The following is a 22,460-nucleotide window of genomic DNA, read 5'->3' on the forward strand; positions in this document are numbered from 1 at the left end:
GGCACCGTCACCAGTGACGACACGCCGCAACAGGCAAGATGGCCGGTATGGCTGCCATCCCTGCCTCGACGAAAACTTCCCTAGGCCAGCGGCTGCGCCAGCACGCCCGCGACCACTGGCCCCAGCTGGTCGAGCTGCACATCCGTTTCCACGCCCAATTCGCCTACGTCGAAGCCGAACTCGCCGACGGGAACCGGCTACCGCTGCTGCGCCTGCGATACGGCTCGTCGGCATCATTCTGGGGATTCGGTCTCTACCTGGCCAGCAACGATAAATACCAGGACCAGATCCTGCCCTCCGGGCTGCCTATCGGTAGCCCTCAAGAAGCCCTCGACTGCGCCTGCGGCCTCTACCTCAACCACTGACCCCCGACAGAGTTACGGGCAAGCCCACTAAGCCGCACGTCAAACGGAGCTTCGAAGCGCCCTCGCCGGAGTCGGTACCCGCGGTGCTCGCCCGCGCCATCGCGTGCGCTACCACCGCGCCAACCGGTCCGGTGTATGTGTCTGTGCCACTGTCGGATTGGAACGAAACAGCGGACTCGGACAACCAGTCCTTTCTGGTCGCCAGGACGGTCGCAGGACGACCCGTTGCCGCCACCGCCGCACTCGAACGGCTCGCCGAGCGGTTGAACGCCGCTCGAAATCCGGTGCTGGTCCTCGGCCCCGACGTCGACGTGTGCGGCGGGTGGGACGCCGCCGTCGCACTGGCGGAACAGGTCGCGCTACCGGTGCTGCTGGGCAGCTTCGAATACGGCCGGATCGGCTTTCCCACCGATCACCCTTGTTACCAAGGCACTTTGGGTCTGTCCGTCGAACAGATCCACGACCAACTCGCGCCCTACGACTTCATCGCCTGGATCGGCGGAGCCGTATTGCCCTATCACGCTTGGACACCGGGCCCGTATTTGAAACCCGGCACCGAACTCATAGCGGTGACCGCCGACCCGGATCAAGCGGCACGTAGCCCGGTGGGCGACGCGGTAGTCGGTGACCCTGCCGACGCCTTGGCCCGACTCGCCAAGCTGGTCGACTCGGGTAAACGCCCTATGCCGCAGCCGCTTTCGAAACCTGTCGGGCAGCCTGGCAGTGCCCTCGCCAACACGCGACTCAAGCAGGTCCTCGCCCAATTGCGACCCGACGACGCGTCCTGGATATACGAGGCCCCGTCCCTGGGGAGCTGGTGGGACATGGTGCCGATCAACCAGCCGAACAGCTACTTCTACGCCGCGGCAAGCGGATTGGGTTACGGACTACCTGCCGCGGTCGGTGTCGCCCTCGCACAGCCGGGCAGACGGGTGGTCGCGCTGATCGGTGACGGCTCGGCAAACTACAGCATCACCGGCTTATGGTCGGCGGCACAACAACACCTCGACATCACCTATGTCATTGTCCGCAACGGCATTTACCAGGTCCTCGCCGATTTCGGCTCGTTTCTGAACGCCCCCGAGCTTCCCGGGCTGACCCTGCCAGGAATCAACTTCGTCTCCATTGCAAAGGGATACGGCGTGCCCGCGGTCGCTGTCACGGACCCCCACGGGCTGGCCAGTGCGCTGAAACACTCATTCGCCGACCGGGGTCCCTCGCTGATCCAAGTCGACGTCGTGCCGGAAGAGAGTGACCTCTTCGCCTGATCCGCCGCCGGATGAACCTCGGTGATCAAGCCGATCTCCCGGGGACACCGAGTACGGCCGGCTCGCCAAAGACTCTGCCGCCCAACTGCGTAACTATTGTCCTGCGCCTGAAATTCGTTGAAGATATTTCGCCAGGGAGTTGAGGATTTCCTCGGCGGTCTTCTTCCATACGAACGGTTTTGGGTTGTCGTTCCATGTGGTGATCCATGCGTTTACCTGGCGTTCGAGTGACTGGACGCTGGTGTGCACGCCGCGACGCAGGAGTTGGTCGGTGAGGTAGGCGAACCAGCGTTCGACCTGGTTGAGCCAGGATGAGCCGGTCGGGGTGAAGTGCACGTGGAAGCGCGGGTGCCGTGCCAGCCACTGGTAGACGGCCGGGGTTTTGTGGGTGGCGAGGTTGTCGCACACGATGTGCACGTCCAACTCGGCCGGCACCGCCTTGTCGATAGCGACCAGGAACTTCTTGTACTCGGCTGCGCGGTGACGTCGGCGCAGCTCGCTGATCACGGTGCCGTCGGCGACGTTGAATGCCGCGAAAAGTGTTGTGGTGCCGTGACGTTGGTAGTCATGGGTGCGTCTTTCGGGCATGCCCGGCATCATCGGCAATACTGGCTGGGAACGGTCCAGTGCCTGGATCTGACTCTTCTCGTCCACGCACAGCACCACGGCCCGCTCGGGCGGATTGTGGTACAGGCCAACAACATCGACGACTTTCTCCACGAACAGCGGATCGGTCGAGAGCTTGAATCCGTCCTGGATATGCGGTTTGAGGTCGAACCTGCGCCAGATCCGCCCGATCGTCGATTTCGACAATCCGCTGTGAGCTGCCATCGAGGCCCGCGACCAGTGCGTCGCGTTCACCGGGCTCGAAGCCAACGTGTCGGTGAGGACCTCTTCGACCTGGTCGAGCAGGATCGACGGCGGCCGACCCGGCCGCTGCTCATCGGCCAAACCAGCCAACCGCGAGGCAACGAACCGTGACCGCCACTTACCCACCGTCGGTGCCGAAACCCCAAGCCGCACAGCAACTTCAGTGTTGGGAGCGGGCTCGGCGCAGGCGAGCACGATTCGGCATCGTAGCGCATACGCTTGCGACGAACTCGCCGCGCGCGCACCACGGGTCAACGCCGCCCGCTCCTCATCACTGAGCACCAATTCGGACTTCGGTCGCCCCATCGCCACGCACCGAACCTACGCCCCCACCAACACATCCCGGAATAAATTGAATGAATTTCAGGCGCAGGACACTAGTGCGGCGGCAATGATTTCGGCGATCCGCTGGGCCTCTTGTTCGGGAAGCAAGCGTGCGGCGGGGCTCTGCACGATGGCGCGCCGGAACAGCCCGCGCGCGCCGGGCGCGGAAAGCAAAGCGGCGATGGACAATCCGCCACCGGATTCGCCGAAGACCGTCACATTGTCCGGGTCGCCACCGAAGGCGGCGATGTTGTCGTGCACCCAGCGCAGTGCCGCGGTCTGGTCGAGGAAGCCGCGATTGGCGGGGGCGCCGGGGACGAAACCGAAGCCCTCGAAGCCGACTCGATAGTTGAACGTCACCAGCACGACGCCACCGCGGGCGAGGATCGCGCCGTCGTGCGCCGGATCGCTGGACGATCCCGCCTTCCAGCCGCCGCCGTGAATCCACACCATGACGGGCAACCGGTCACCGGCGCCGCCGGGGCTCCAGACGTTCACACTCAAGCAGTCCAGGCCGTCGGCGGGCCGCCACAGTGGTGGGGTGCCAGGTGTCAGCGGCAACTGCGGTGGCGCGACGCTGAATTCGAGCGCGGGCCTGGTGCCATCCCAGTCGGCGACCGGGACGGGCGCTTGCATGCGGAGCGCCCCGGCTGGTGCGGCGGCATAGGGGATGCCCTTGAAGACGAAAAGCCCACCGTCGGTACGACCTTCGACGGCACCCGCTTTCGTCGTGACAACAACTCCCATGAGTTCACTCCTGCTCTGCTGTCCCAGCCTGCGGCGGGTCCGGGATCACGGCGGTGGCTTCGATCTCGACCTTGGCGTCCTTCTCGACCAGGCGGGTAACCTCGACGGCGGTCATCGCCGCGTAGAAGTCGCCGATGATCTCGCGGAAGGCCACGCCGATTTCGCGATACGCCTGTACGTACGCGTCGACATCGGTGACGTACCAGGTCATTCGAACGATGTGCGCTGGCTCCGCGCCTGCCTCCGCGAGCACCGCCACGATGTTGAGCAGTGCCTGGCGCACCTGGTCGGCGATGTCATCGGATCGGATCACACCATCGGCATCCCAGCCGATCATGCCCGCCACGAACACCAGCTCTCCGCGTGCGGCAATGCCATTCGCGTAACCGCGCGGGCGTGGCCACCCCGGTGGCTGTAGCACCCTCATGCCGTCGCCGCCGAATCGCCGTGCACCGCACCGACTTCACGCAGCCGGAAGCGTTGTAGCTTGCCGGTCGGCGTCCGCGGCAGCGCCTCGACGAACGCGATCGCCCTCGGGTATTTGTACGGCGCCACCGTCTGTTTCACGAAATCCTGCAACTCCTCCACCATACCTTCGCGTGCCTCGATCTCCGGACGTAGCACCACATACGCTTTGACGATCTGACCGCGATCCTCGTCGGGTATGCCGATCACCGCGCAGTCGGCGACCGCGAAGTGCCCGGCCAGGGCATCCTCGACCTCGGGTGCGGCGATGTTGTAGCCGGACGACACGATCATGTCGTCGGACCGGGCCTGATAGTGGAAGTAGCCGTCGGCGTCGATCGAATAGGCGTCACCGGTGTAGTTCCAGCCGTCGCGCACGTAGGTGGTCTGGCGCTCATCGGCGAGGTAGCGACAGCCGGTCGGGCCACGCACCGCGAGGAGGCCGATCTCGCCGGGGCCCAAAGTGTTTCCGTCTTCGTCCACGACACGCGCCTCATATCCGGGTACCGCCAGGCCGGTCGCACCGGGCCTGGCGTGCGCTTCGTCCGCGGAGATGAAGATATGCAGCATCTCGGTCGCGCCGATGCCGTCGATCAGCTCGATACCGGTGGCCTCGCGCCATCGAGCGCGGGTGCCCGGTGGCAACGGCTCGCCCGCCGAAACGCATTTGCGCAGCGAGGTTCCGCGCAGGTCGTGCCGGGCGAGAAAGCGGTAGGAGGTGGGCGCGGTGAAAAGAACTGTCGCGCCGAACTTCTCGATCGCATCGAGCAGCTGCGGCGGGCCTGCCTGCTCCAGCAGCACCGCCGAGGCACCGACCGACATGGGAAACAGCAGCAGCCCGCCCAAGCCGAAGGTGAAGGCCAGCGGCGGACTTCCGATGAACACGTCGTCAGCCTCCGGCCGCAGGATGTGCTGCGGGAAGCAGTGGCAGATCGCCATGACATCGCGATGGAAGTGCACCGTCGCCTTCGGCACGCCGGTGGTGCCGGAGGTGAAGGCGATCAGGCAGACGTCGTCGGCGGCGGTGGCCACCGTGTCGAACCGGCCGTCGTGGCGTGCCATCAGCGCTTCGAGACCGTCGTCGGACTCGCTGTGGAAGTAGCGAACCTGGTCCAGTGTGAGACAGGCCGCCACTACCGCGTCGAGTCGAGCGGACAGCGCGGCATCGCAGAGCGCGTGCGTGATTCGCGCCTTGTCGACGATCTGGGTGAGTTCCTTGACCCGAAGCAGCGGCATGGCCGTCACGGCGATGCCGCCCGCTTTCATCACGGCGAACCAGCACGCCGCGAGCATCGGGTTGTTCGGTGCGTCAAGCAACACCCGATTACCCGGCACGAGTCCCATGTCGTGCACCAGCACAGACGCGATGCGGTTGGCCTGCTCGTGCAGATCGGCGTAGGTCCACCGTGGCCCGCCGGGTGCCTGTACGCACAGGCGGTCGCCGTTGCCGTCGGCCACCTGACGGTCGAGTAGTTCACCGGCGCAATTGAGTTGGTCCGGAAACTGCAACTCGGGTGCGTCGAACACGAGATCGGGCCACTGGTCGATCGGGGGCAGGTTGTCGCGGGCGAAGGTGTCGATGTGCGCACTTGTCATGGTCGAACCTATTGGGGGAGAAGGAGAATCGTGGGTCAGGACGTCACATCGGCGGTGGCGCCGCGCAGTAGTTCACGGGCGATGATCAATTGCTGTACCTCGGTGGCGCCCTCGTAGATGCGCAGCGCCCGGATGTCGCGGTAGAGCCGCTCGACCGGCTGCTCGCGGACCACACCGAGCGCGCCCCACATCTGCACGGCGGCATCGATAACCTGTTGGGCGCCTTCGGTTGCCGCCATCTTGGCCATGGCGGCCTCGCGGGTGACGCGCCGACCTTGATCGCGCTGCCAGGCCGCGCGATAGGTGAGCAGGGCGGTCGAGTCGATCGTGGTCGCCATCTGCGCGAGTTCGGCTCGGGTGAGCTGGAAGTCGGCGAGCACCCCGCCGAACATGCGCCGCGACGTCGCCCTGGTGAGGGCCTCGGCCATGGCGCGCCGGGCGAAGCCGACGGCGGCAGCCGCCACCGAGGTCCGGAAGATGTCCAGGGTGCGCATCGCGATCGTGAAACCCGCACCCGCATCGCCGAGCCGTCGCGAGGCGGGCACCCGGCAGCCGTCGAAACGCAGCCGTGCGAGCGGATGTGGGGCGATCACGTCGATGCGTTCGGCGATGTGCAGGCCCGGAGTGTCCGCGTCGACGATGAAGGTCGAGATGCCCCGTGCGCCTTCGGCTTCCCCGGTGCGGGCGAAGACCACGTAGAAGTCGGCGATGCCACCGTTGGAGATCCAGGTCTTCTCCCCGTCGATGACGAACCCGTCGCCGTCGGCGCGCGCGGCACAGGACATCGCGGCGACATCGGAGCCCGCATAGGTCTCCGAGAGCGCGAACGCCGCAATCGCCGTTCCGGCGGCCACCCGCGGCAGATAGTGCCGCTTCTGCTCGTCGGTGCCCGCCAGGCTGATCGCGCCGGAGCCGAGTCCCTGCATGGCGAACGCGAAGTCGGCGAGTGCGTCACGTTCGCCGAGGATCTCGCGAGCGAGACATATTGCCCGCGTATCGATCTGGTCGTTGATGCCACCGAACTCGGTACCGGCGACGGTGTATCGCAGCCAGCCCGCGTCGCCGAGGTCCCGAACCAGCTGGCGGCAACGGTCGTCGAGGTCGCCGGTCTCGTGGTCGACGTGCTCGGCTGCCCAATCATGCAATCCGGCGGCCATCTTTCGATGCTCGTCCTCGAAAAACGGCCAGTCCCAGTGATCTTCGGACATGACTAGTTCCCTTCGAACTTCGGCCGCTGCTTATCGCGAAACGCGTGATAGGCGCGCTTGAAATCCTCGGTGAGCATGCACAGCGCCTGGGCCTGTGCCTCGGCTTCGATGGCCTGGTCCACCGACATCGACCACTCCTGGTGCAGCATGGTTTTCGTGATGCCCTGAGCGAAGGTCGGCCCCTCGGCCAGCCGCTGCGCGAGCTTCCCGGCGGCTTCGAGCAACTGCTCCGGTTCGGCCAGCTGGTTGAAGAACCCCCACGCGTACGCCTCGTCACCGGTCATCGCCCGTGCGGTGTACAGCAGTTCGGACGCTCGACCCTGCCCGATGATGCGCGGCAGGATCGCGCAGGCCCCCATATCGCACCCGGCCAGCCCGACCCGGGTGAACAGGAACGCCGTTGTGCTGCGGGCGGTCCCGACGCGCAGATCGGACGCCATCGCCAGAATCGCACCCGCCCCCGCGCAGACCCCGTCGACGGCGGCCACGATCGGCTGCGGACAGGCCCGCATCGCCTTGACCAGATCACCGGTCATCCGGGTGAACATCAACAGCTCGGGCGCGGGCAGCGCGATCAACGGACCGATGATGTCGTGCACGTCGCCGCCGGAACAGAAGTTCTCACCCGCGCCGTGCAGCACGATCACCGCGACATCCTCGGCATAGGCCAAGCGGCGGAACAGATCTCGCAACTCGGCATAGGAGTCGAAGGTCAGCGGGTTCTTGCGGTCCGGCCGGTCGAGCATGATCGTGCCGACACCGTCGTGCACCCGCCACTGGAAATGAATGCTCGAGTAGTCGGCGAGGGTGGTCCGGTTGGCCTCGCGCAGTGCGGGGTCGAGGTTCTGCGTCATGAGCGTTCCTGGTGGTTCGATACAGGGGCAGGGTCGGCCGTCCCGGCCAAGTGCACGCGCAGCATGCCGAGCAGATCGAACAGCGCCTGCTCGTCGCCGCGGCCGAACCCGGCGAACATCTCGGTCAGCCAGCGTTCGTGTTCGGCGGCCATCTCTTCGAAGCGTTCGCGCCCGAGCTCGGTCAGCCGCACCAGCGTCGCGCGCTTGTCGACCGGATCCGGGACCCGGTCGACCCAGCCCTCGGCTACGAGCTGATCGGTCAGGCCGGTGACATTGCCGCCGGTCACCATCAGATAGCGGGACAGCGCGCTCATCCGCAGGCCGTCGTGATGCCGGTCGAGCTGCGCCAGATAGTCGAAGCGGGGGAGGGTGGTGGCGAACCGCACCCGCAGCCGGGTGCGGATCTCCTGCTCGATCTCGTTGGTAGTGGCCAGCAATCGCAACCACAGTCGCACGTCGAGGTGATCGCCGGAGACGGTGCGGGCCTCCATGCCGATGCGTTCGTCGCCGAGCTCGGGGCGGACGGTCACCTCACATCACCTCCCCGCCACTGACTGAAATCGACTGGCCGGTCAGCGAAGCCGCAGCATCCGAGCACAGCCAGGCGACGGTGGCCGCGACCTCGTCCGGCTCGATCAGCCGTCCCTGCGGGTTGTGCCGGGTGAAGGCCGCCCGTGCGTCGTCGGCGCTGCGGCCGGTCGTCTCGATCACGTGAGTCACGCTCTCCTGCAACAGGTCGGTGTCGGTGAAGCCAGGGCAGATCGCGTTCACGGTGATCGGCGTGCTCGCGAGTTCCAGTGCCAGCGCACGCGTCAGACCGATCACACCGTGCTTAGCTGCCGCGTAGGCGGTGACGTAGGGATAGCCGCGTAGCCCGGCCGTGCTGGCGATGTTGATCACTCGGCCGCGTCCGGCGGCGAGCATGTCGGTGACCGCGCTCCGCGTGCACAGGAAGGTGCCGGTGAGATTGACCGCGAGCATGCGCTGCCACAGTTCATCGCTGGTGCGTCGCAGCGGTGCGCTCGCGGCCTGCCCGGCGTTGTTGACGAGGATGTCGACCGCGCCGTGCAGCAGGCGGGCGTCGGTGAACGCGGCCGCGATCGCCTCCGGGTCGGTGATGTCGCACGCGATGGCGTGCGCCTGTGCCGACTTCGGCAGCCGCGCAACGGTTTCGGTGGCACGCGCGAAGTCGCGGGAGAGCACGGTGATGCGCGCGCCGTCGTGTGCGAGCCTGCTCGCGATCGCGGCGCCGATACCGCGTGATCCGCCGGTGACGAGCGCGTGCCGGTCGGCGAGACCGCGGGTGGAGTCGACCTCGGGCATGGTCAGCCTTTCCCCGCTGCCGCGGCGGTCTGCTGGCGCTGGATGTTCGCTTCGAATTGCCGTTTGGCGGCGCGATATTGCTTGGGCCAGCCGAGGTCGGTGTAGCCGATCTTGGCCGCCTCGGTGAGGGTCCAGGCCGGGTTCGCCAGGTGCGGGCGGGCGATGGCACACAGGTCGGCCCGTCCGGCGGCGACGATGCTGTTCACGTGGTCGGCCTCGGAGATCGCCCCGACGGCGATGGTGGCGATGCCGGCCTCCTGGCGTACCCGGTCGGCGAACGGTGTCTGCCACATGCGTCCGAAGGTCGGTTGTTCCTGCTTGGTCACCTGGCCCGAGGAGCAGTCGATCAGGTCGGCGCCAGCCTGTTTGAACCACCTGGCGATCTCGACGGCATCGGCCGGAGTGATGCCGCCCTCGACCCAGTCGTGTGCCGAAATCCGCACCGACATAGGCAGTTCGGCGGGCCATGCTTCGCGGACGGCCGCGAAGACCTCCAGCGGATAGCGCAGCTGGTTCGACAACGAGCCGCCGTAGTCATCGGTGCGCTGGTTGGTGAGCGGCGAGATGAAGCTGGACAGCAGATAGCCGTGCGCGCAATGCAATTCGAGCCAGTCGAAGCCCGCCTCGGCGGCGCGGCGGGTCGCGATGACGAACTGGGCGGTCACCCCGTCCATGTCGGCCCGGGTCATCGCCCGCGACCACTGGCTCACCCCGTCCAGGTACTGCTGCGGCGAGGCCGAGATCAACGGCCAGTTCGGTTCATCGTCGTCAGGGGTGAGCGGTTGATCGGTACCGTCCCACATGCGGCGAGTGGAGCCTTTGGCGCCTGAATGCCCGAGCTGCATACCGATTTTCGCGTCGGTGTTGTCGTGCACCCAGTCGGCGATGCGCTGCCACGCTTGCCGTTGCTCGTCGGTGTACAGGCCTGGGCAACCGGGCGTGATCCGGCCTGTCGCACTCACACAGGTCATTTCGGCGAAAACCAGTCCGGCACCGCCTTGCGCGCGGGCGCCGAGGTGCACCAGGTGGAAGTCGCCGGGCACTCCGTCGACCGCCGAGTACTGGGCCATCGGTGAGACGATCACCCGGTTCTTCAGCGTCACCGAGCGGGCGGTGTACGGCGTGAACATCGGTGGGACGGAAGGCTCTTCAGCGGTTCGGGTAACTCCGGCCCGCGCGTCGAACCAGCGCTCGTAGTTCTCCAGCCAGCCCTTGTCGCGCAGCCGCAGATTCTCGTGACTGATGCGCTGGCTGCGGGTGAGCATCGAGTACATGAACTGCTCGGGTTCCAGCTGGTCGCAATAGCGTTCGCCGCACACCTCGAACCACTCCATCGCGTTCCACGCCGCGTTCTGCAGTCGCAGTGCGTCGATCGACCGGACCGCCTGGTACTGCGTGAGCACGGCGGGCAGGTCCGCGGGTGTGTCGCCGTGCTCGCCGAGTTGGCGCACCAGTTCGATGGCGTCCTCGAGTGCGAGCTTGGTGCCCGAGCCGATGGCGAAGTGCGCGGTGTGCACGGCGTCGCCCATCAGCACGACGTGGCTGTTGCCGTTGTGCAGCCACCATTGCTCGCATTTGACCCGCTGGAAGTTCTGCCACCCCGACCCCGGCAGATGACGGGAGTTCGTCATCAGCTTCTCGCCCTGCAGGTTGTCGGCGAAGATCCGCTCGCAGAAGGCCACCGACTCGTCGGGTCGGGCCTGGTCGAGCCCGTGTGCTCGCCAAACGTGTTCCGGCGCTTCGACGATGAAGGTGCTGGTGTTCTCGTCGAACTTGTAGATGTGGGCCTGCACCCAGCCGTGTTCGGTCTCGACGAAGTCGAAAGTGAAAGCGTCGTACAGCTTCTCGGTGCCCAGCCAGATGTAGCGGTTCGGGCGCGTCACCAGGTCGGGGGCGAAGACGTCGCGGTGCTCGCTGCGGATCCTGGAGGAGATACCGTCGGCCGCGACGATCAGGTCCGCGTCGGGAAACTCCCTGTCGGAGTTGACCTCTCGGTCGAACTCGAGCTTTACCCCGACCTCCTCGCACCGCGCCTGCATGATGTTCAGCAGCTTCTTGCGGCCGATGCCGACGAAACCGTGTCCGCCGGAGCGCAGGACGCGACCCTTGAACCGCAACTCGATGTCGTCCCAGTGATTGAACGCCGACTCGATCCGGTCCGCGGTGGTGCGATCCCACACCCGCATGGTCTCCATCGTGGCGTCGGAGAAGACGACGCCCCAGCCGAAGGTGTCGTAGGGACGGTTGCGTTCGACCACGGTGACGTCATGGTCGGCGTTGAGCTGCTTCATGAGCAGCCCGAAGTACAGTCCGGCGGGCCCGCCGCCGATGCACACGACCTTCATTCGCTCTCCTCAGAAGTCGCGGTAGCAAGTACTTTATATCTAAAGCTTTAGATGTAAAGCACTTTTCCCGGATTGCCTGAGGATCGAGAGGACCTAACTCATCAGAACCTGCGGTCCCGGTAGTCGTCGGTCGAAGGGAGTACCGACCGGCTCATTCGTTACGCAGGTCGTCCTCCGAAGCACCGAGGCGCCAGTAGCCGCGAAAGGTCACGTCGGCCTTCGGGATACGTCGTTCGGTGACCAGGTGGCGGCGCAGCGCACGCACCACACCCGATTCACCCGCGATCCACGCGTAAGGCCGTCGGTGCGGCAAGGCAGCGGCCTCGACTGCCCGCACGATCTGGCCGCGGTCGCGGTCGTCGTGCACGAGCCAGGTGATCTCGGCGTCGGCCTTGGTGTTCAGCTGCCTGCGATCGGCCTTGTGTGGCACCTCGATCCAGACCTTGGCGACCGTTCCGGCGGGCAGCGATTCGAGGATGCTCGCCGCCGCGGGCAACGCTGTTTCGTCCGCGGCGATGAGGACGTATCCGGCGTCGCCGGGCGGGCGGAAGGCGACGCTGCGATTGTCGCCGTCGGACGGCCCGAGGATGGTGACCCGATCTCCCGGTTGCGCCTCGGCCGCCCACCGCGAGGCCGGTCCACCATCGGCGTGTGGCACGAAATCGATATCCAGCTCCGCTGTTTCGGGCCGATGCTCGCGCGCGGTATACGCGCGCATCACCGCGCGGACGGCGGGATCGGCGGCCCGCCATTCGGCGAACCAGTTGTCACCGGCATCGACCGGTATCCACGGTTTCGACTGGCCGGGCTGCGGCAGGAACAGCGACAGGCTCTGGTCGCGTCCGCCACTTGCGAAGCCCGCCAGCGGCTTACCACCGAAGACGATGCGGAGCTGGGACGGGCTGAGCAGCTCGGTCCGCAGGAACGGCACGTTCTCGAAGAAACGAAAAGGTTGGGCGCGCATGATGATTCCTCGTCAGATGACTTTGCCGGAGCGTCGGATGGTCGCGGCCAGATCCTCGAGCAGCGGTGCGGTTCCCGCGTGCGAGAACCGGTAGATCGGCTGCCAACTGCCTATCTGGTTGCCGCGCACCGCGGGCAGGCCGCGCCACACCGGGTTGGCGGCGAGCGCGTCCGGTGACAGCCCGGTGGATCTGCGGTCGAGCAGGATCAGGTCGGCCGGGTACTTGTCGGTATGCTCCCAGCTCAGCTGCTCGAAGAAGTCGTCGCTGCCGAGGTGGTCCGGCCGGACCATATCCACCCCCAACTCCGCGAAATAGCTCAGATCGGCAGATGCCTTCGGATCGGACACATAGAAGATGCCCGGCGCGGCGGAGGCGGCCATGACGCGCAGTCCCGGCCGTTGCGCGACCGCGTCGCGGACCGCCTGCGCCGCCGCGTCGAATCGAGCCTTGGCCTGGATTGCCTTGGGTGCGTTCAGATCCGCGCCCAGCGCGCGAGCGAGCTCGCCGTAGCGTGCGATGGTCTCCGGCAGCGTCCGGCGGGTGACCCGCACCGCCGCCTCATTCGGATTGATCGTCAGGATCTTCGCCTTGCTCTCATCCGGGATGTACCAGAGGCGGTCGCGCACATACATATCCGTGACAAGGAGATCGGGTTCGAGCGCCGCGTACTTCTCGACATTGAACTCGCCCCAGTTGTTGCCGAGTACGGTCACCTTGCTGAGGTCGAGATCGCCGATGAGTGGGGCGAGTTCATCGGCCGCCGTGCGTGTTTCGCCGAAGACCCCGACGACACGATCCTGTAAGCCCATGTCCGCCAGCATCGCCGCGGCGCCGACGAACGCGACGATCCGGGAGGGGATCTCCTTCGTACGGATGGTGGCGTCCCGGTCGTCCGTGAACGACCAGCCGCCCGGGCCCGTGAACTGTTCGTCCTCGGCGGACCGGCTGCACGCGGTGGCGACGGCGCCCAGCCCGACTGTGCAGGCGGTCGTGAGCAGGCGGCGGCGGGATATATGGATTGTGTCCATGTCGGCCATTAGAACGACTGATTGTCAGTTAGGCAAGCCTCACCTAAATGAGATTGATCACCCGTCGGTCAATGCCAGCTCGGCAACCAGAGGTGCTGCTGCCAGGTAGAGAGTGTGATCGGCAGCGCGGTCAGGATCGGGTAGTTCCAGGCGAAGTTCGCGATGACCAACCCCAGATAGAGGCAGACCAGCAGCAATCCGGTGCCACGCCGCTCGCTGGATTCGGTGGCGCGTCCGAGGAGCTGACCGAGCGCCAGCGCCACCAGCATGACCAGGAACGGGGCCATCGCGGTCGCGTAGAAGTAGTACATCTGCCGGTCCAGCACGGCGAACCAGGGCAGCCAGCCGGCGGCATAGCCGGCGAGCACGGCGAGGTATCGCCAGTCGCGGCGCGTGACCGACTGCCACAGCGCCCACCCCACGGCGGGTAGCGCCAGCCACCAGAGCGCGGGCGTGCCGATCAGCATGATCGCGCGCACGCACGCCGATTGCCCGCATCCGGTGGTCTGCCCGGGCTCGGGAAAGTGATAGAGCATCGGTCGCAGCCCCATGGGCCACGTCCACGGCTTGGACTCCCACGGATGGTGGAAACCCGCGGAATTGGTCAGGTGGGTGTGCACTTCGAGCACCGCGCCGTGCTGGAACCACAAGGACCGCAACGCTTCCGGTACGAGCGAGAAGAACCCGCCATGGCCGACCTGTATCCCGACGGCGTGCCGGTTGATCGCGCTCTCGCTGGCGAACCACCCCGCGTAGGAGCCCAGATACACCCCGATCGCCACGATGATCAGCGCGAAAACGGCTGGAGCGGCGTCGCGCACGATGGTGCCCACGAACGGCCGGAGCACACCGTGGCGCCGTCGCGCGACGACATCGAAACTCAGGCAAAGGATCACGAAGACGACCATGAAGTAGGCGCCCGACCACTTTGTGCCACAGGCCAATCCGAGGAGCACACCGGCGGAGAACCGCCACCACCGCACGCCCAGCCGAGGCCCGAACGGGCTCAACTGGATTCGCCCGGCGGCCTCGACGGCGGCCATCCGCGTCCTGACCTCGTCGCGGTCGACGACCAGGCAGCCGAACGCCCCGGTGACCAGCACCGCCAGGAAGATGTCGAGCATGCCGATCCGCGACGAGACCAGGGTGACGCCGTCGGTGATCATCAGGATGCCCGCGATCGCGCCGATCAGCGTCGACCGGGCCAGCCGCCGGACGATCCGGATCACCAGCAGTACCAACACGGTTCCGGCCACCGCCGCCGAGAACCGCCAGCCCAGCGGGCTGTAACCGAACAGCACCTCGCCGATGGCGATCAGCAGCTTCCCCGCCGGTGGATGCACCACGACCACGTAGCCGGGGTTGTCCTCGATGCCCATCCCGTTGTGCAGCATGTCCCACGCCTGCAACGCGTAGTACTTCTCATCGAAGACGGGCAGCCCCGCATCGGTGACCGAGCCGAGCCGCACGAACCGCGTCACCGCCGCGATCACCGTCAGCGTGATCGTGACCCACCAACCCCGCGCGGTGTCATCCAATCTGCCCTCAGGCTCCGGCCGCACCGCCGTGGGGCCGACCATCGGCCGAGTCCACCGCTCCACCCCTAAAGCAACCACGATCCGACCCTACGCAAAGCTACGGTCCGGCAGCTTAACCAGGTGTGAAAGCCCAAGCGTGGCAACAGTTGGCGAGATCGGTGCCGCTCAATAGAGCAAGTTCGCGCCGAAATCGGGAATCGCCCCGTCGTTGACCTGCCGACTCCATTCATCCAATCGGCCACGGTGCAACTCCCAGAACTTTCGGCACAATTCGAAGTACTCCAGGACGACCTGGCGTTCGCCCTTTGCCAGCAGATCCATGGCTAGGCTCATGTTCGGACCGAATGAATTCATCTGCGGGGAGGCAGGACTCATGCCCGCCGCAAGCAAGTAACGCTTGGCGTCATTGCGGTGCCCCTCACGCACCGCGATGCGGCCGAGCACCATATTGGCGTCGTGCACGGCATTGCCGTAGTTCCAATTCCCTTGGTACTGCGGCGTCAGCGCCATCAACTCTCGCGCGTAGGCGCGGGCTTGCTTGATTTTCCCGGCATTGAAGCTTTCTTTGGCCAGCTCATTCAAGTCGTAGAATCTGTCTTCTGCCTCCTCCTCCGGTGTCAAAGTCTGTGTCGCGACCACCTGTGCGGGCGACCCGTCGAGTCGCGGCTGTCGGGTCGCGATGACGCCCGCTACCGCCCCCGCCGCCAGTGCGGACAGCGCGATCACGGCGACTATTCGTGGCCGTCGCAACCGGACGGAATTGTGCTTGGTCGTCTGCGGTTCGTTGCTCACGGAATGGGCGGGCGGTGGCACTGTCATCGCGGCTGACCTCATCGACACGGTTTCGGGTCCGCTCGTTGGGACCGCTCGGTTCATTCCCAGTTTTGCGCGGCCCGCGGCCTATCCGCGTAAGTTTTAGATCACTGTGCAGCGCACCTGCACAGGCGCGGGACCGACCCGGATCGAATGATCCCGGGCCGGACCACCATTTGCCTGCCGGTCAGCTCATCAGGCTGTCGAATATGCCGGGCTGGTAGGAACCTCCCTTCTGGTGCACGATCACCGCCATCCGGTTGGCCGCGTTGATCAAGGCGACCAGGAGAACCAGCGCCGCCAGCTGGTCCTCGTCGTAGTGCTTGCTCGCCTGGGCCCAGGTCTCGTCGGACACGCCCTGGTGGGCGTCGGCGAGCCGGGTGCCCTGCTCGGCGAGTGCCAGCGCGGCCTGCTCGGCCTCGGTGAACACGGTGGCCTCGCGCCACGCGGCGACCAGGTTGAGCCGGAGCGCGCTTTCACCGGCGGCCGCGGCATCCTTGGTGTGCAGGTCGATGCACCAACCGCAGCCGTTGATCTGGCTGACGCGCAGCGAAACCAGCTCCTGCGTGGTCTTCGGCAGCGACGACTGGAGGATCACCATGCCGGCATTGGCGAACCGCTTGGCGAACTTGACGCCGATCGGATTGGTGATCAGGTCGATACGAGATTCCATGACTTCGTCCTCACTCGTGGTGTTGCACTGAACGAACAAGAGATGCCGACGACCCGATCCGTGTGACAGACGCGGCGGCGTGACGAGCGCCAAAGGCTCGGGGGTGTCACAAAACCGCGGGACCCGGCGTCTGGTGGGGTGACACAGCTGAGAGCGAGACAGGAGCCACCCATGGCAGGTACGTCCAAGACCGCGCCCGAGGACCGCGGCCAGGGTGACCGCCCTGATCCCGCCACCGCCGCGTTCATCGCGCACCGGAACCTGCTGTTCACCGTCGCCTACGAGATGCTCGGCTCGGCCGCCGACGCCGAAGATGTGCTTCAGGAGACGTGGTTGCGGTGGGCGGGCGTCGATCTCGACATGGTCCGGGATCAGCGGGCGTACCTGGTGCGGATCACCACTCGGCAGGCGTTGAGCCGGCTGCGCACGCTCGGCCGACGCAAAGAGTCCTACGTCGGGTCCTGGCTGCCCGAGCCGCTGCTCACCGCACCGGACGTGGCCGATGATGTCGAGTTGGCCGACAGCGTGTCGATGGCGATGCTGCTGGTGTTGGAGACGCTCGCGCCGACCGAGCGTGCGGTGTTCGTGTTGCGCGAGGTCTTCGATCTGTCCTACGACGAGATTGCCGAAGCTGTCGACAAGACTCCGGCCGCGGTTCGCCAGATCATCCACCGGGCGCGGGCGCACGTCACCGCGCGGCGACCACGCGGGGTTGTATCGCAGGCCGAGACCCGAGATGCGCTGGCTGCGTTCCAGCGGGCGATCGAAACGGGCGATATGCAAGACCTGCTCGACATTCTCGCGCCGGACGTTGTCCTACTGGGCGACGGCGGCGGAATCAAGCAGGCTGTGCCGCGACCTGTCATCGGTTCCGACAAGGTGGCTCGGTTGCTGGCCGTCGGGTTCGACCGGATTCGTGCGGAGATGTCGGTCGAGCCGGTGCAGGTCAACGGTTCTCCGGGGCTGATCTACCGACTCGCTGGCGAGGTCGACACCGTGTTGGCGCTGCGCATCGACGACGGTCTCATCACCGGTCTCTACGCCGTGCGCAATCCCGAGAAGCTGTTGCACATGGAAAGCGAAACCGCGCTGCGCCGCTGAGCTCGGGTCGGTCGTCGATGGGCCATGTGTATGGGTTCCGTCAATGACCGTGGTCGGGGCTGGCGGTTCGGGGCATAGTCAGCCGTCGTGACGGATCCTGCCCGCGATGATCGCGATCTTCGCGCTGATATCGGCCGTGTCGCTGCGCGGGAGGATCTGGGTTTGCACCGAAGGACCTATGCGGCAGCGCAACCCGATGTCCGGCGCTATGTCATCGAAGGGGTGGCGACGGTTGCCGCCTGCTTGGTGGCAGTGTTCGGGTTTGCGAGTGGTGTTGCGGTGGTGGCGATTGTCGGTGTGACGGGGATGCTGATGGTCGGTGGTCGGCTGCTGTGGGATCTGTTGTGGCTGGCCTATATCCAAGGTCGGAACCGCCGTGTTCGGCTGGATCTGTACGAGCGGGGTCTCGTGGTGATCGTCGGGGGTGTAGCTCGATGTATTCGGTACGACACCACCACGCTGCGGCGCAACATCGTCGAGCACGCGGATTCTCCTGCGCTGAACCAGGTCTCGTACGCCTACACCCTTGACGACACGCTCGGTGAGCCGATTGTGTTGCGGCATGGGATCGAGCATCCGGAAGAGTGGGGTCCGGAGATCGATCGGGAGATCACCGCCACGCAGTTGCCTATGGCTACCGATGTGCTGGAGGCGGGTGGCTGCCTCGACTTCGAGCACTTCTGGATGACGCAGGACGAGATCGGCGCGGGGGAGCGGTCGGAACTGTGGTCGCGGGTGACGGGGATCGCCCTGGATAAGGGGTGGGTCAGTGTTGGTGTGGTGGGGGAGTCGGTGCCGCTGGAATCGCTTCCGGTGAGCTTGATTCCGAACTTCACGATCTTCCGCACGTTGGCGGAGCGTATGCGGGCAGAGCACGCGCGCTCGTCGTAGCGCTTGTGGCCGTAAAGGACGCGTCAAAGCCGCCGGACTGGTTGGCGGTCAGTCGTGTTGGTGTCAGCGGCGCGACCGGCGGATCTGCTTCTTCGGTGAGAACTGTTGCACCGCAGCGCATGTCAGGGAAGCGTCAAATCGGTGCCGCGGATCTTTCCGGCGCGATCCAGCACTGACATCGTCTGAATCCGGATCGTTGGTTGAAGGGATCAGGTGTGGCGTCGAAGGTCGGGGTGACCCCGGAGCAATTGGTCAGTGCGGCCGGGAAAATGGGCGTGCTGCGGGATCGGATGAACGACATTCTCAGCACCTTGGAGACCTCGCTGGCAGCAAAGGGTGCCGCCTGGGGCGGCGACGGCTACGGCAGCACCTTCGCCGACGGCCCGCAGGGCTACATGGCCGCGCACAAGAACCTCACCGAGGGCATCGGCAATACCGCGGTGACCCTCGACTCGTACTCCGACGGGCAGTACAAGGCCGCAGATCTGCTGGCTCGAATGGACCGGCGGTAGATCGACTACTGCTGACAACGCGTGTCCATCACTATCCCCAGCGAGCTGGAAAGGCTCGGCTGGATCGCCGGATCGGACTGGCCCGACGGCGATGAAGACAAGATGTGGGCCATCGCCGCCGACTGGCGCAAGGCCGCCGCCGACATCCGTGACCTGCTACCGGACCTGGCCGCAGCCAAGAAAGCGACCATCGACGCGTACCCCTGGGGCGAGGGCATCGAGGCGATGACCACCGCGCTGGACAAGCTGGACCGTGGCCCGGAGTCGTTCGGGGAGCTGGCCGACATCCTGGACTCGGTCGCGGAATCCGCGGATGCGCTGGCCACCGAGATCGAGTACACCAAGATCCTCGTCATCAGCTCGCTGGCCATGCTGGCGTTCGAAATCGCTGCGGCATGGTTGTTTCCGCCCACCGCACCGCTCGTCGAAGCGGCGGCCGTCGGCCTCACCCGGCTGGCGGTGCGGTTGCTCGGTCAGCGGGCGGTCAGTGCCATCGCTCGATTCGCCGCGAAAACCGGTCTCGCCGCGCTTGCCAAGTTCACGGCGAAACATGTCGTCTTCAGCACCGTGCTCGGTGCGGGCCAGGACCTCGCCATTCAGGGATACCAGGTCGGGGCTGGACATCGCGACAGCATCGACTGGAACCGGGTCGGCACGACCGCCTATACCGCAGCCGCTGCGGGCGCGATCGGCGGCCCCGCAGGTGGACTGCTGGGCAAGGCGGCGACGAAAGTTCCACTACCCGAGGGACGTTGGAGCGGGGCGCTCAAAGGTGCGGCCGTCGGCGCGGGCTCGGGCATGGTCGGCGCGCTGGGGGCGTGGGGAGTCGGTGGTATCGCCAATGGTTGGACCTGGGACCCACGCCTGCTGACCGGCGGCGCGGCGTACGGTGTATTGACGGGCGGTAGCAAAGGGTTTCGCCATGCACCGACCGGGCGCGGTTCTGGTGCAAGAGGTTTCAACGCACCGGATTCTGCACGGTACGGCGGCGACGGCGGTTCCACGCCGGTCCGACCCGCAGGCGGTGCTGATGGTGGTTCGCGGAACGGTACCGGCGATGGTTCCGCGCCCCGCACCGCGGATCCGGTGAATGAGAACGGCGGATCGCCCACTCATCCGGGCGAGTCGCCGAGCGGTACCCGGAATCAGGCTGAGAGCCCGTCCAATACGAATTCCGGAGGACGGAATGGTGAAAGCCGTGCCGGTATGCCAGACGGCTCCTCGGGCAGGGGTGCGAACGAGGTGACACCGGCTGGGACCAGCGAATCCGGAATCATCGCTGGCCCCCGGGAATCTCAGGCCGCCGCCCCGAGCGGACAGAGTGGCGAGAGCGCTACCTCACCGACCCGTGCGGGGCAGGAGACCGGCACGACTCATGCAGGACAGAACGCTGGCACGCCGCCGCACGCGACGGACCCGACCGGACACGTGAACGAGGGCACGAATCCCGTTGCACCGCAGGAAGGTAATGCGCGACCAGAGTCGGTGCAACAGCACCCGGAGTCGTCCACCGGCGAGCCGCACCCAGCCGCATCCGCGGATGCGAAAGCCGCTCCGCTGGAGCAGGCTTCACCCATCGGTGGCGAGATCAAATCCCCTGGAAACGAAGTCGGCGGTTCGACGAACACCGGTGGCGAGCACCCGGTCGGTGCGGCCGATCCGACGGGTGCCGGGCAGCCGACCGGCGCGGTCCAGTCTCCGGGCACACCGCATCCGTCCGGTCCAGCGCAGACAGCGGGAGGCGGCCAATCACACCCCGCAGCACCTGCACAGGCGTCCGCCAGCGACAGCAGCCATTCGAAGCCGACAGCCAGCCCTGACAGCCACCAGTCGAAGCCGTCGGTGAAGGCGCCGGAACCGACAACGCCCCGAACAGGCAGTAACGAATCACGTGCGGCCGGGTCCGAATCGCGTGCGGGTACACCCGAACGTCGTCCCGCCTCGACCGGGGCCGAGGCGCCTATCGCGGCGAGCTCCACCGGCCAGCAGGCGTCCGAAACCCACACTCCTGGAACGGAACAAGCCCAGCCCCGTGCGCATGCCGAGGAACAGCGGCAGGCCGCACCGGAGCAGGAACAACCCGCGGGGGTTCCGGATTCGACCCGCGAGAAGCTGCGCGGACTGGGCGTCGATCCGGCGGGCATGACCCCGGAACAGGTACAGCGCGCCGGTATGGATGCGGTGGTGCGTCGTTTGTCGGAACTCACCGGCTCGATGGCCGACCTGGACGCTGCGGGCTTGCCGCCCGACGAACACTTCGCCCATCGCAAGGCCATGCAACGGCAGATCGATGAGGTCCTGTCCCTGCGAAACGATCTCCGAGCCGGATTCGGGCAGCAGCAAAACACGGCCACCGAGAGACCGGCCGCCACCGCGCACCCACAGTCGGAAACCGCAGCGGGAGCCGAGAGCACGTCGAAACCGGCCGGGGAGCGTGCACCGGCGGAGGTCCGGCAGTCTGCCGAGGTTGCCGAATCAACCCGTGAGAAAGCGCGGGCGCTCGGCATCGATCCGGACGGCATGACTCCGGAGCAGCTGCGGCGCACCGGCGAGGAGGCCTTTGCCCACCGCGTAGCCGAATTCGCGGATCGGACCGCCGCGCTCGAAGGGGCGGGTCTGCGGCCGAACGAGCTACTCGCACAGCGGATGGAGATGCAACGGCAGGTCGACGAGTTCCTCGCGCAGCGTAGAGAATTCCGATCGGAGTTCGAGCAGCCGCAGCCGCGCCCTGAGCCGCAGACTGAGCCGCAGCCGCGCCCAGAGCATGAGCCGCACTCGACTCCGGAGCCGGAGGGTCGGCAACAGCCAGAGGGTGGGCAGCCGCCGACCGGCGAACAGACACCCACCCCAGAGCCCCAGACAACGCCTGAGAGCGAGCGGAGGCCCGACGAGATCCCCGACACGACATCGAAGATCCCGTACACACCAAGGTACTTCGGCGTCCCCCCGATTCCCGAGTACGAGGCGCCAGCGCCTCCAGACGACTCTGTGTGGGAGCCGGATCCCGAGCCTGAGCCTGAGCCGGATCCCGAGCCGGAGCCCGAACCCGAACCTGAACCTGAACCTGAACCTGAGCCGGAGCCGGAGCCGGAGCCGGAGCCGGAGCCGGATCCCGAGCCGGAGCCGGATCCCGAGCCGGAGCCGGAGCCCGAGCCCGAGCCGGAACCCGAACCGGAGCCGGAACCCGAACCGGAGCCGGAACCCGAACCGGAGCCGGAACCCGAACCGGAGCCGGAACCCGAACCGGCGCCGGAACCCGAACCGGCGCCGGAACCCGAGCCCGAGCCGGAACCCGAACCTGAGCCCGAGCCCGAGCCAGAGCCAGAGCCAGAGCCAGAGCCAGAGCCAGAGCCAGAGCCAGAGCCAGAGCCAGAGCCAGAGCCTGGCGCGGAGCCGGAACCGGTGCTGACGCCGATGCCGGAACCCACGCTCGAACCTGAACAGGAAGCAGCGCCCGGTCCCGAACCGTGTGACGCGACCGTTGAGTCAACTCCTGCGTTGCCTCCCATCGCATCCAATGGCGGCGGCAGCTGAATCCAGCCGCGAGTGTCAGCGTTTTAAGGACCACGGAATC

20 protein-coding genes are annotated in these 22,460 nt (G+C 66.4%); 6 read left to right on the forward strand and 14 right to left on the reverse strand.

Annotated elements, in window-relative coordinates:
* Nucleotides 1-47 precede the first annotated feature (47 nt).
* Nucleotides 48-365, forward strand: a complete 318-nt coding sequence (locus ACQPW1_RS19890) for a hypothetical protein (RefSeq protein ID WP_433660427.1) — start codon at nucleotides 48-50, stop codon at nucleotides 363-365.
* Between the two features lie 143 nt (nucleotides 366-508).
* Nucleotides 509-1,633, forward strand: coding sequence for a thiamine pyrophosphate-dependent enzyme (locus tag ACQPW1_RS19895; RefSeq protein WP_433664181.1), 1,125 nt, complete (start codon nucleotides 509-511; stop codon nucleotides 1,631-1,633).
* A 93-nt stretch (nucleotides 1,634-1,726) separates the two neighbouring features.
* On the opposite strand, the gene ACQPW1_RS19900 is transcribed toward ACQPW1_RS19895, so the two are convergent.
* The 14 genes from ACQPW1_RS19900 to ACQPW1_RS19965 all read right to left on the reverse strand — a co-directional run bounded on the left by ACQPW1_RS19900 (nucleotide 1,727) and on the right by ACQPW1_RS19965 (nucleotide 16,382).
* On the reverse strand, nucleotides 1,727-2,809 hold the full coding sequence (locus tag ACQPW1_RS19900) for an IS630 family transposase (protein ID WP_433664182.1): 1,083 nt from the start codon (nucleotides 2,807-2,809) through the stop codon (nucleotides 1,727-1,729).
* 57 nt (nucleotides 2,810-2,866) lie between these two features.
* A complete protein-coding gene (locus ACQPW1_RS19905) occupies nucleotides 2,867-3,574 on the reverse strand; it encodes a carboxylesterase family protein (RefSeq protein ID WP_433664183.1) in 708 nt (235 codons plus the stop codon).
* A gap of 4 nt (nucleotides 3,575-3,578) precedes the next feature.
* Nucleotides 3,579-4,001, reverse strand: a complete 423-nt coding sequence (locus tag ACQPW1_RS19910) for a RidA family protein (RefSeq protein WP_433664184.1) — start codon at nucleotides 3,999-4,001, stop codon at nucleotides 3,579-3,581.
* Nucleotides 3,998-5,635 (reverse strand): AMP-binding protein, encoded by a 1,638-nt coding sequence (locus tag ACQPW1_RS19915; RefSeq protein ID WP_433664186.1) that lies wholly within the window; start codon nucleotides 5,633-5,635, stop codon nucleotides 3,998-4,000. The genes ACQPW1_RS19910 and ACQPW1_RS19915 overlap by 4 nt, the downstream gene beginning before the upstream one ends.
* Before the next feature lie 35 nt (nucleotides 5,636-5,670).
* Nucleotides 5,671-6,843, reverse strand: coding sequence for an acyl-CoA dehydrogenase family protein (locus ACQPW1_RS19920; protein ID WP_433664187.1), 1,173 nt, complete (start codon nucleotides 6,841-6,843; stop codon nucleotides 5,671-5,673).
* A 2-nt stretch (nucleotides 6,844-6,845) separates the two neighbouring features.
* A complete protein-coding gene (locus ACQPW1_RS19925) occupies nucleotides 6,846-7,697 on the reverse strand; it encodes an enoyl-CoA hydratase family protein (RefSeq protein ID WP_433664189.1) in 852 nt (283 codons plus the stop codon).
* Complete coding sequence (locus ACQPW1_RS19930; protein ID WP_433664190.1) at nucleotides 7,694-8,227, reverse strand: MarR family winged helix-turn-helix transcriptional regulator; 534 nt, start codon at nucleotides 8,225-8,227, stop codon at nucleotides 7,694-7,696. Before ACQPW1_RS19930 ends, ACQPW1_RS19925 begins: the two co-directional genes overlap by 4 nt.
* A 1-nt stretch (nucleotide 8,228) precedes the next feature.
* Nucleotides 8,229-9,020, reverse strand: coding sequence for an SDR family NAD(P)-dependent oxidoreductase (locus tag ACQPW1_RS19935; protein WP_433664191.1), 792 nt, complete (start codon nucleotides 9,018-9,020; stop codon nucleotides 8,229-8,231).
* A gap of 2 nt (nucleotides 9,021-9,022) precedes the next feature.
* Nucleotides 9,023-11,365, reverse strand: coding sequence for a bifunctional salicylyl-CoA 5-hydroxylase/oxidoreductase (locus ACQPW1_RS19940; RefSeq protein WP_433664192.1), 2,343 nt, complete (start codon nucleotides 11,363-11,365; stop codon nucleotides 9,023-9,025).
* Nucleotides 11,366-11,516: 151 nt separating this feature from the next.
* Nucleotides 11,517-12,329 carry a siderophore-interacting protein gene (locus tag ACQPW1_RS19945; protein ID WP_433664193.1) on the reverse strand — a complete coding sequence of 271 codons (813 nt, stop codon included), beginning with the start codon at nucleotides 12,327-12,329 and terminating at the stop codon, nucleotides 11,517-11,519.
* Nucleotides 12,330-12,341: 12 nt separating this feature from the next.
* Nucleotides 12,342-13,358, reverse strand: coding sequence for an ABC transporter substrate-binding protein (locus tag ACQPW1_RS19950; protein ID WP_433664194.1), 1,017 nt, complete (start codon nucleotides 13,356-13,358; stop codon nucleotides 12,342-12,344).
* A 68-nt stretch (nucleotides 13,359-13,426) separates the two neighbouring features.
* Nucleotides 13,427-14,938 (reverse strand): dolichyl-phosphate-mannose--protein mannosyltransferase, encoded by a 1,512-nt coding sequence (locus ACQPW1_RS19955; protein WP_433665290.1) that lies wholly within the window; start codon nucleotides 14,936-14,938, stop codon nucleotides 13,427-13,429.
* A 123-nt stretch (nucleotides 14,939-15,061) separates the two neighbouring features.
* The gene (locus ACQPW1_RS19960; RefSeq protein WP_433664195.1) at nucleotides 15,062-15,622 is read right to left on the reverse strand and encodes a hypothetical protein; all 561 of its coding nucleotides are present in this window, start codon (nucleotides 15,620-15,622) and stop codon (nucleotides 15,062-15,064) included.
* Nucleotides 15,623-15,896: 274 nt separating this feature from the next.
* Nucleotides 15,897-16,382, reverse strand: coding sequence for a carboxymuconolactone decarboxylase family protein (locus ACQPW1_RS19965; protein ID WP_433664196.1), 486 nt, complete (start codon nucleotides 16,380-16,382; stop codon nucleotides 15,897-15,899).
* A 171-nt stretch (nucleotides 16,383-16,553) separates the two neighbouring features.
* Between ACQPW1_RS19965 and ACQPW1_RS19970 the strand changes: the two genes are divergently transcribed.
* The 4 genes from ACQPW1_RS19970 to ACQPW1_RS19985 all read left to right on the forward strand — a co-directional run bounded on the left by ACQPW1_RS19970 (nucleotide 16,554) and on the right by ACQPW1_RS19985 (nucleotide 22,420).
* Nucleotides 16,554-17,483 carry an RNA polymerase sigma-70 factor gene (locus ACQPW1_RS19970; protein ID WP_433664197.1) on the forward strand — a complete coding sequence of 310 codons (930 nt, stop codon included), beginning with the start codon at nucleotides 16,554-16,556 and terminating at the stop codon, nucleotides 17,481-17,483.
* Nucleotides 17,484-17,570: 87 nt separating this feature from the next.
* Nucleotides 17,571-18,374, forward strand: coding sequence for a DUF6585 family protein (locus ACQPW1_RS19975; protein ID WP_433664198.1), 804 nt, complete (start codon nucleotides 17,571-17,573; stop codon nucleotides 18,372-18,374).
* A 215-nt stretch (nucleotides 18,375-18,589) separates the two neighbouring features.
* Nucleotides 18,590-18,886: a WXG100 family type VII secretion target gene (locus ACQPW1_RS19980; protein WP_433664199.1), complete on the forward strand. Its 297-nt coding sequence runs from the start codon at nucleotides 18,590-18,592 to the stop codon at nucleotides 18,884-18,886.
* Between the two features lie 21 nt (nucleotides 18,887-18,907).
* Nucleotides 18,908-22,420 carry a hypothetical protein gene (locus ACQPW1_RS19985; RefSeq protein WP_433664200.1) on the forward strand — a complete coding sequence of 1,171 codons (3,513 nt, stop codon included), beginning with the start codon at nucleotides 18,908-18,910 and terminating at the stop codon, nucleotides 22,418-22,420.
* The last annotated feature ends 40 nt before the right edge of the window (nucleotides 22,421-22,460 follow it).

Origin of the sequence: Nocardia sp. CA-128927 (assembly GCF_050955855.1) — a bacterium.
Classification (GTDB): Bacteria; Actinomycetota; Actinomycetes; order Mycobacteriales; family Mycobacteriaceae; genus Nocardia.

What these genes read in the sequence shown, in the direction of transcription:
- ACQPW1_RS19970 (WP_433664197.1), top strand. Translation starts at nt 16,554, where the DNA reads ATGGCAGGTACGTCCAAGACCGCGCCCGAGGACCGCGGCCAGGGTGAC.
- ACQPW1_RS19945 (WP_433664193.1), bottom strand. Translation starts at nt 12,329, where the DNA reads ATGCGCGCCCAACCTTTTCGTTTCTTCGAGAACGTGCCGTTCCTGCGG.
- ACQPW1_RS19920 (WP_433664187.1), bottom strand. Translation starts at nt 6,843, where the DNA reads ATGTCCGAAGATCACTGGGACTGGCCGTTTTTCGAGGACGAGCATCGA.
- ACQPW1_RS19915 (WP_433664186.1), bottom strand. Translation starts at nt 5,635, where the DNA reads ATGACAAGTGCGCACATCGACACCTTCGCCCGCGACAACCTGCCCCCG.
- ACQPW1_RS19925 (WP_433664189.1), bottom strand. Translation starts at nt 7,697, where the DNA reads ATGACGCAGAACCTCGACCCCGCACTGCGCGAGGCCAACCGGACCACC.
- ACQPW1_RS19935 (WP_433664191.1), bottom strand. Translation starts at nt 9,020, where the DNA reads ATGCCCGAGGTCGACTCCACCCGCGGTCTCGCCGACCGGCACGCGCTC.
- ACQPW1_RS19940 (WP_433664192.1), bottom strand. Translation starts at nt 11,365, where the DNA reads ATGAAGGTCGTGTGCATCGGCGGCGGGCCCGCCGGACTGTACTTCGGG.
- ACQPW1_RS19950 (WP_433664194.1), bottom strand. Translation starts at nt 13,358, where the DNA reads ATGGACACAATCCATATATCCCGCCGCCGCCTGCTCACGACCGCCTGC.
- ACQPW1_RS19890 (WP_433660427.1), top strand. Translation starts at nt 48, where the DNA reads ATGGCTGCCATCCCTGCCTCGACGAAAACTTCCCTAGGCCAGCGGCTG.
- ACQPW1_RS19900 (WP_433664182.1), bottom strand. Translation starts at nt 2,809, where the DNA reads ATGGGGCGACCGAAGTCCGAATTGGTGCTCAGTGATGAGGAGCGGGCG.
- ACQPW1_RS19905 (WP_433664183.1), bottom strand. Translation starts at nt 3,574, where the DNA reads ATGGGAGTTGTTGTCACGACGAAAGCGGGTGCCGTCGAAGGTCGTACC.
- ACQPW1_RS19965 (WP_433664196.1), bottom strand. Translation starts at nt 16,382, where the DNA reads ATGGAATCTCGTATCGACCTGATCACCAATCCGATCGGCGTCAAGTTC.
- ACQPW1_RS19955 (WP_433665290.1), bottom strand. Translation starts at nt 14,938, where the DNA reads ATGGTCGGCCCCACGGCGGTGCGGCCGGAGCCTGAGGGCAGATTGGAT.
- ACQPW1_RS19910 (WP_433664184.1), bottom strand. Translation starts at nt 4,001, where the DNA reads ATGAGGGTGCTACAGCCACCGGGGTGGCCACGCCCGCGCGGTTACGCG.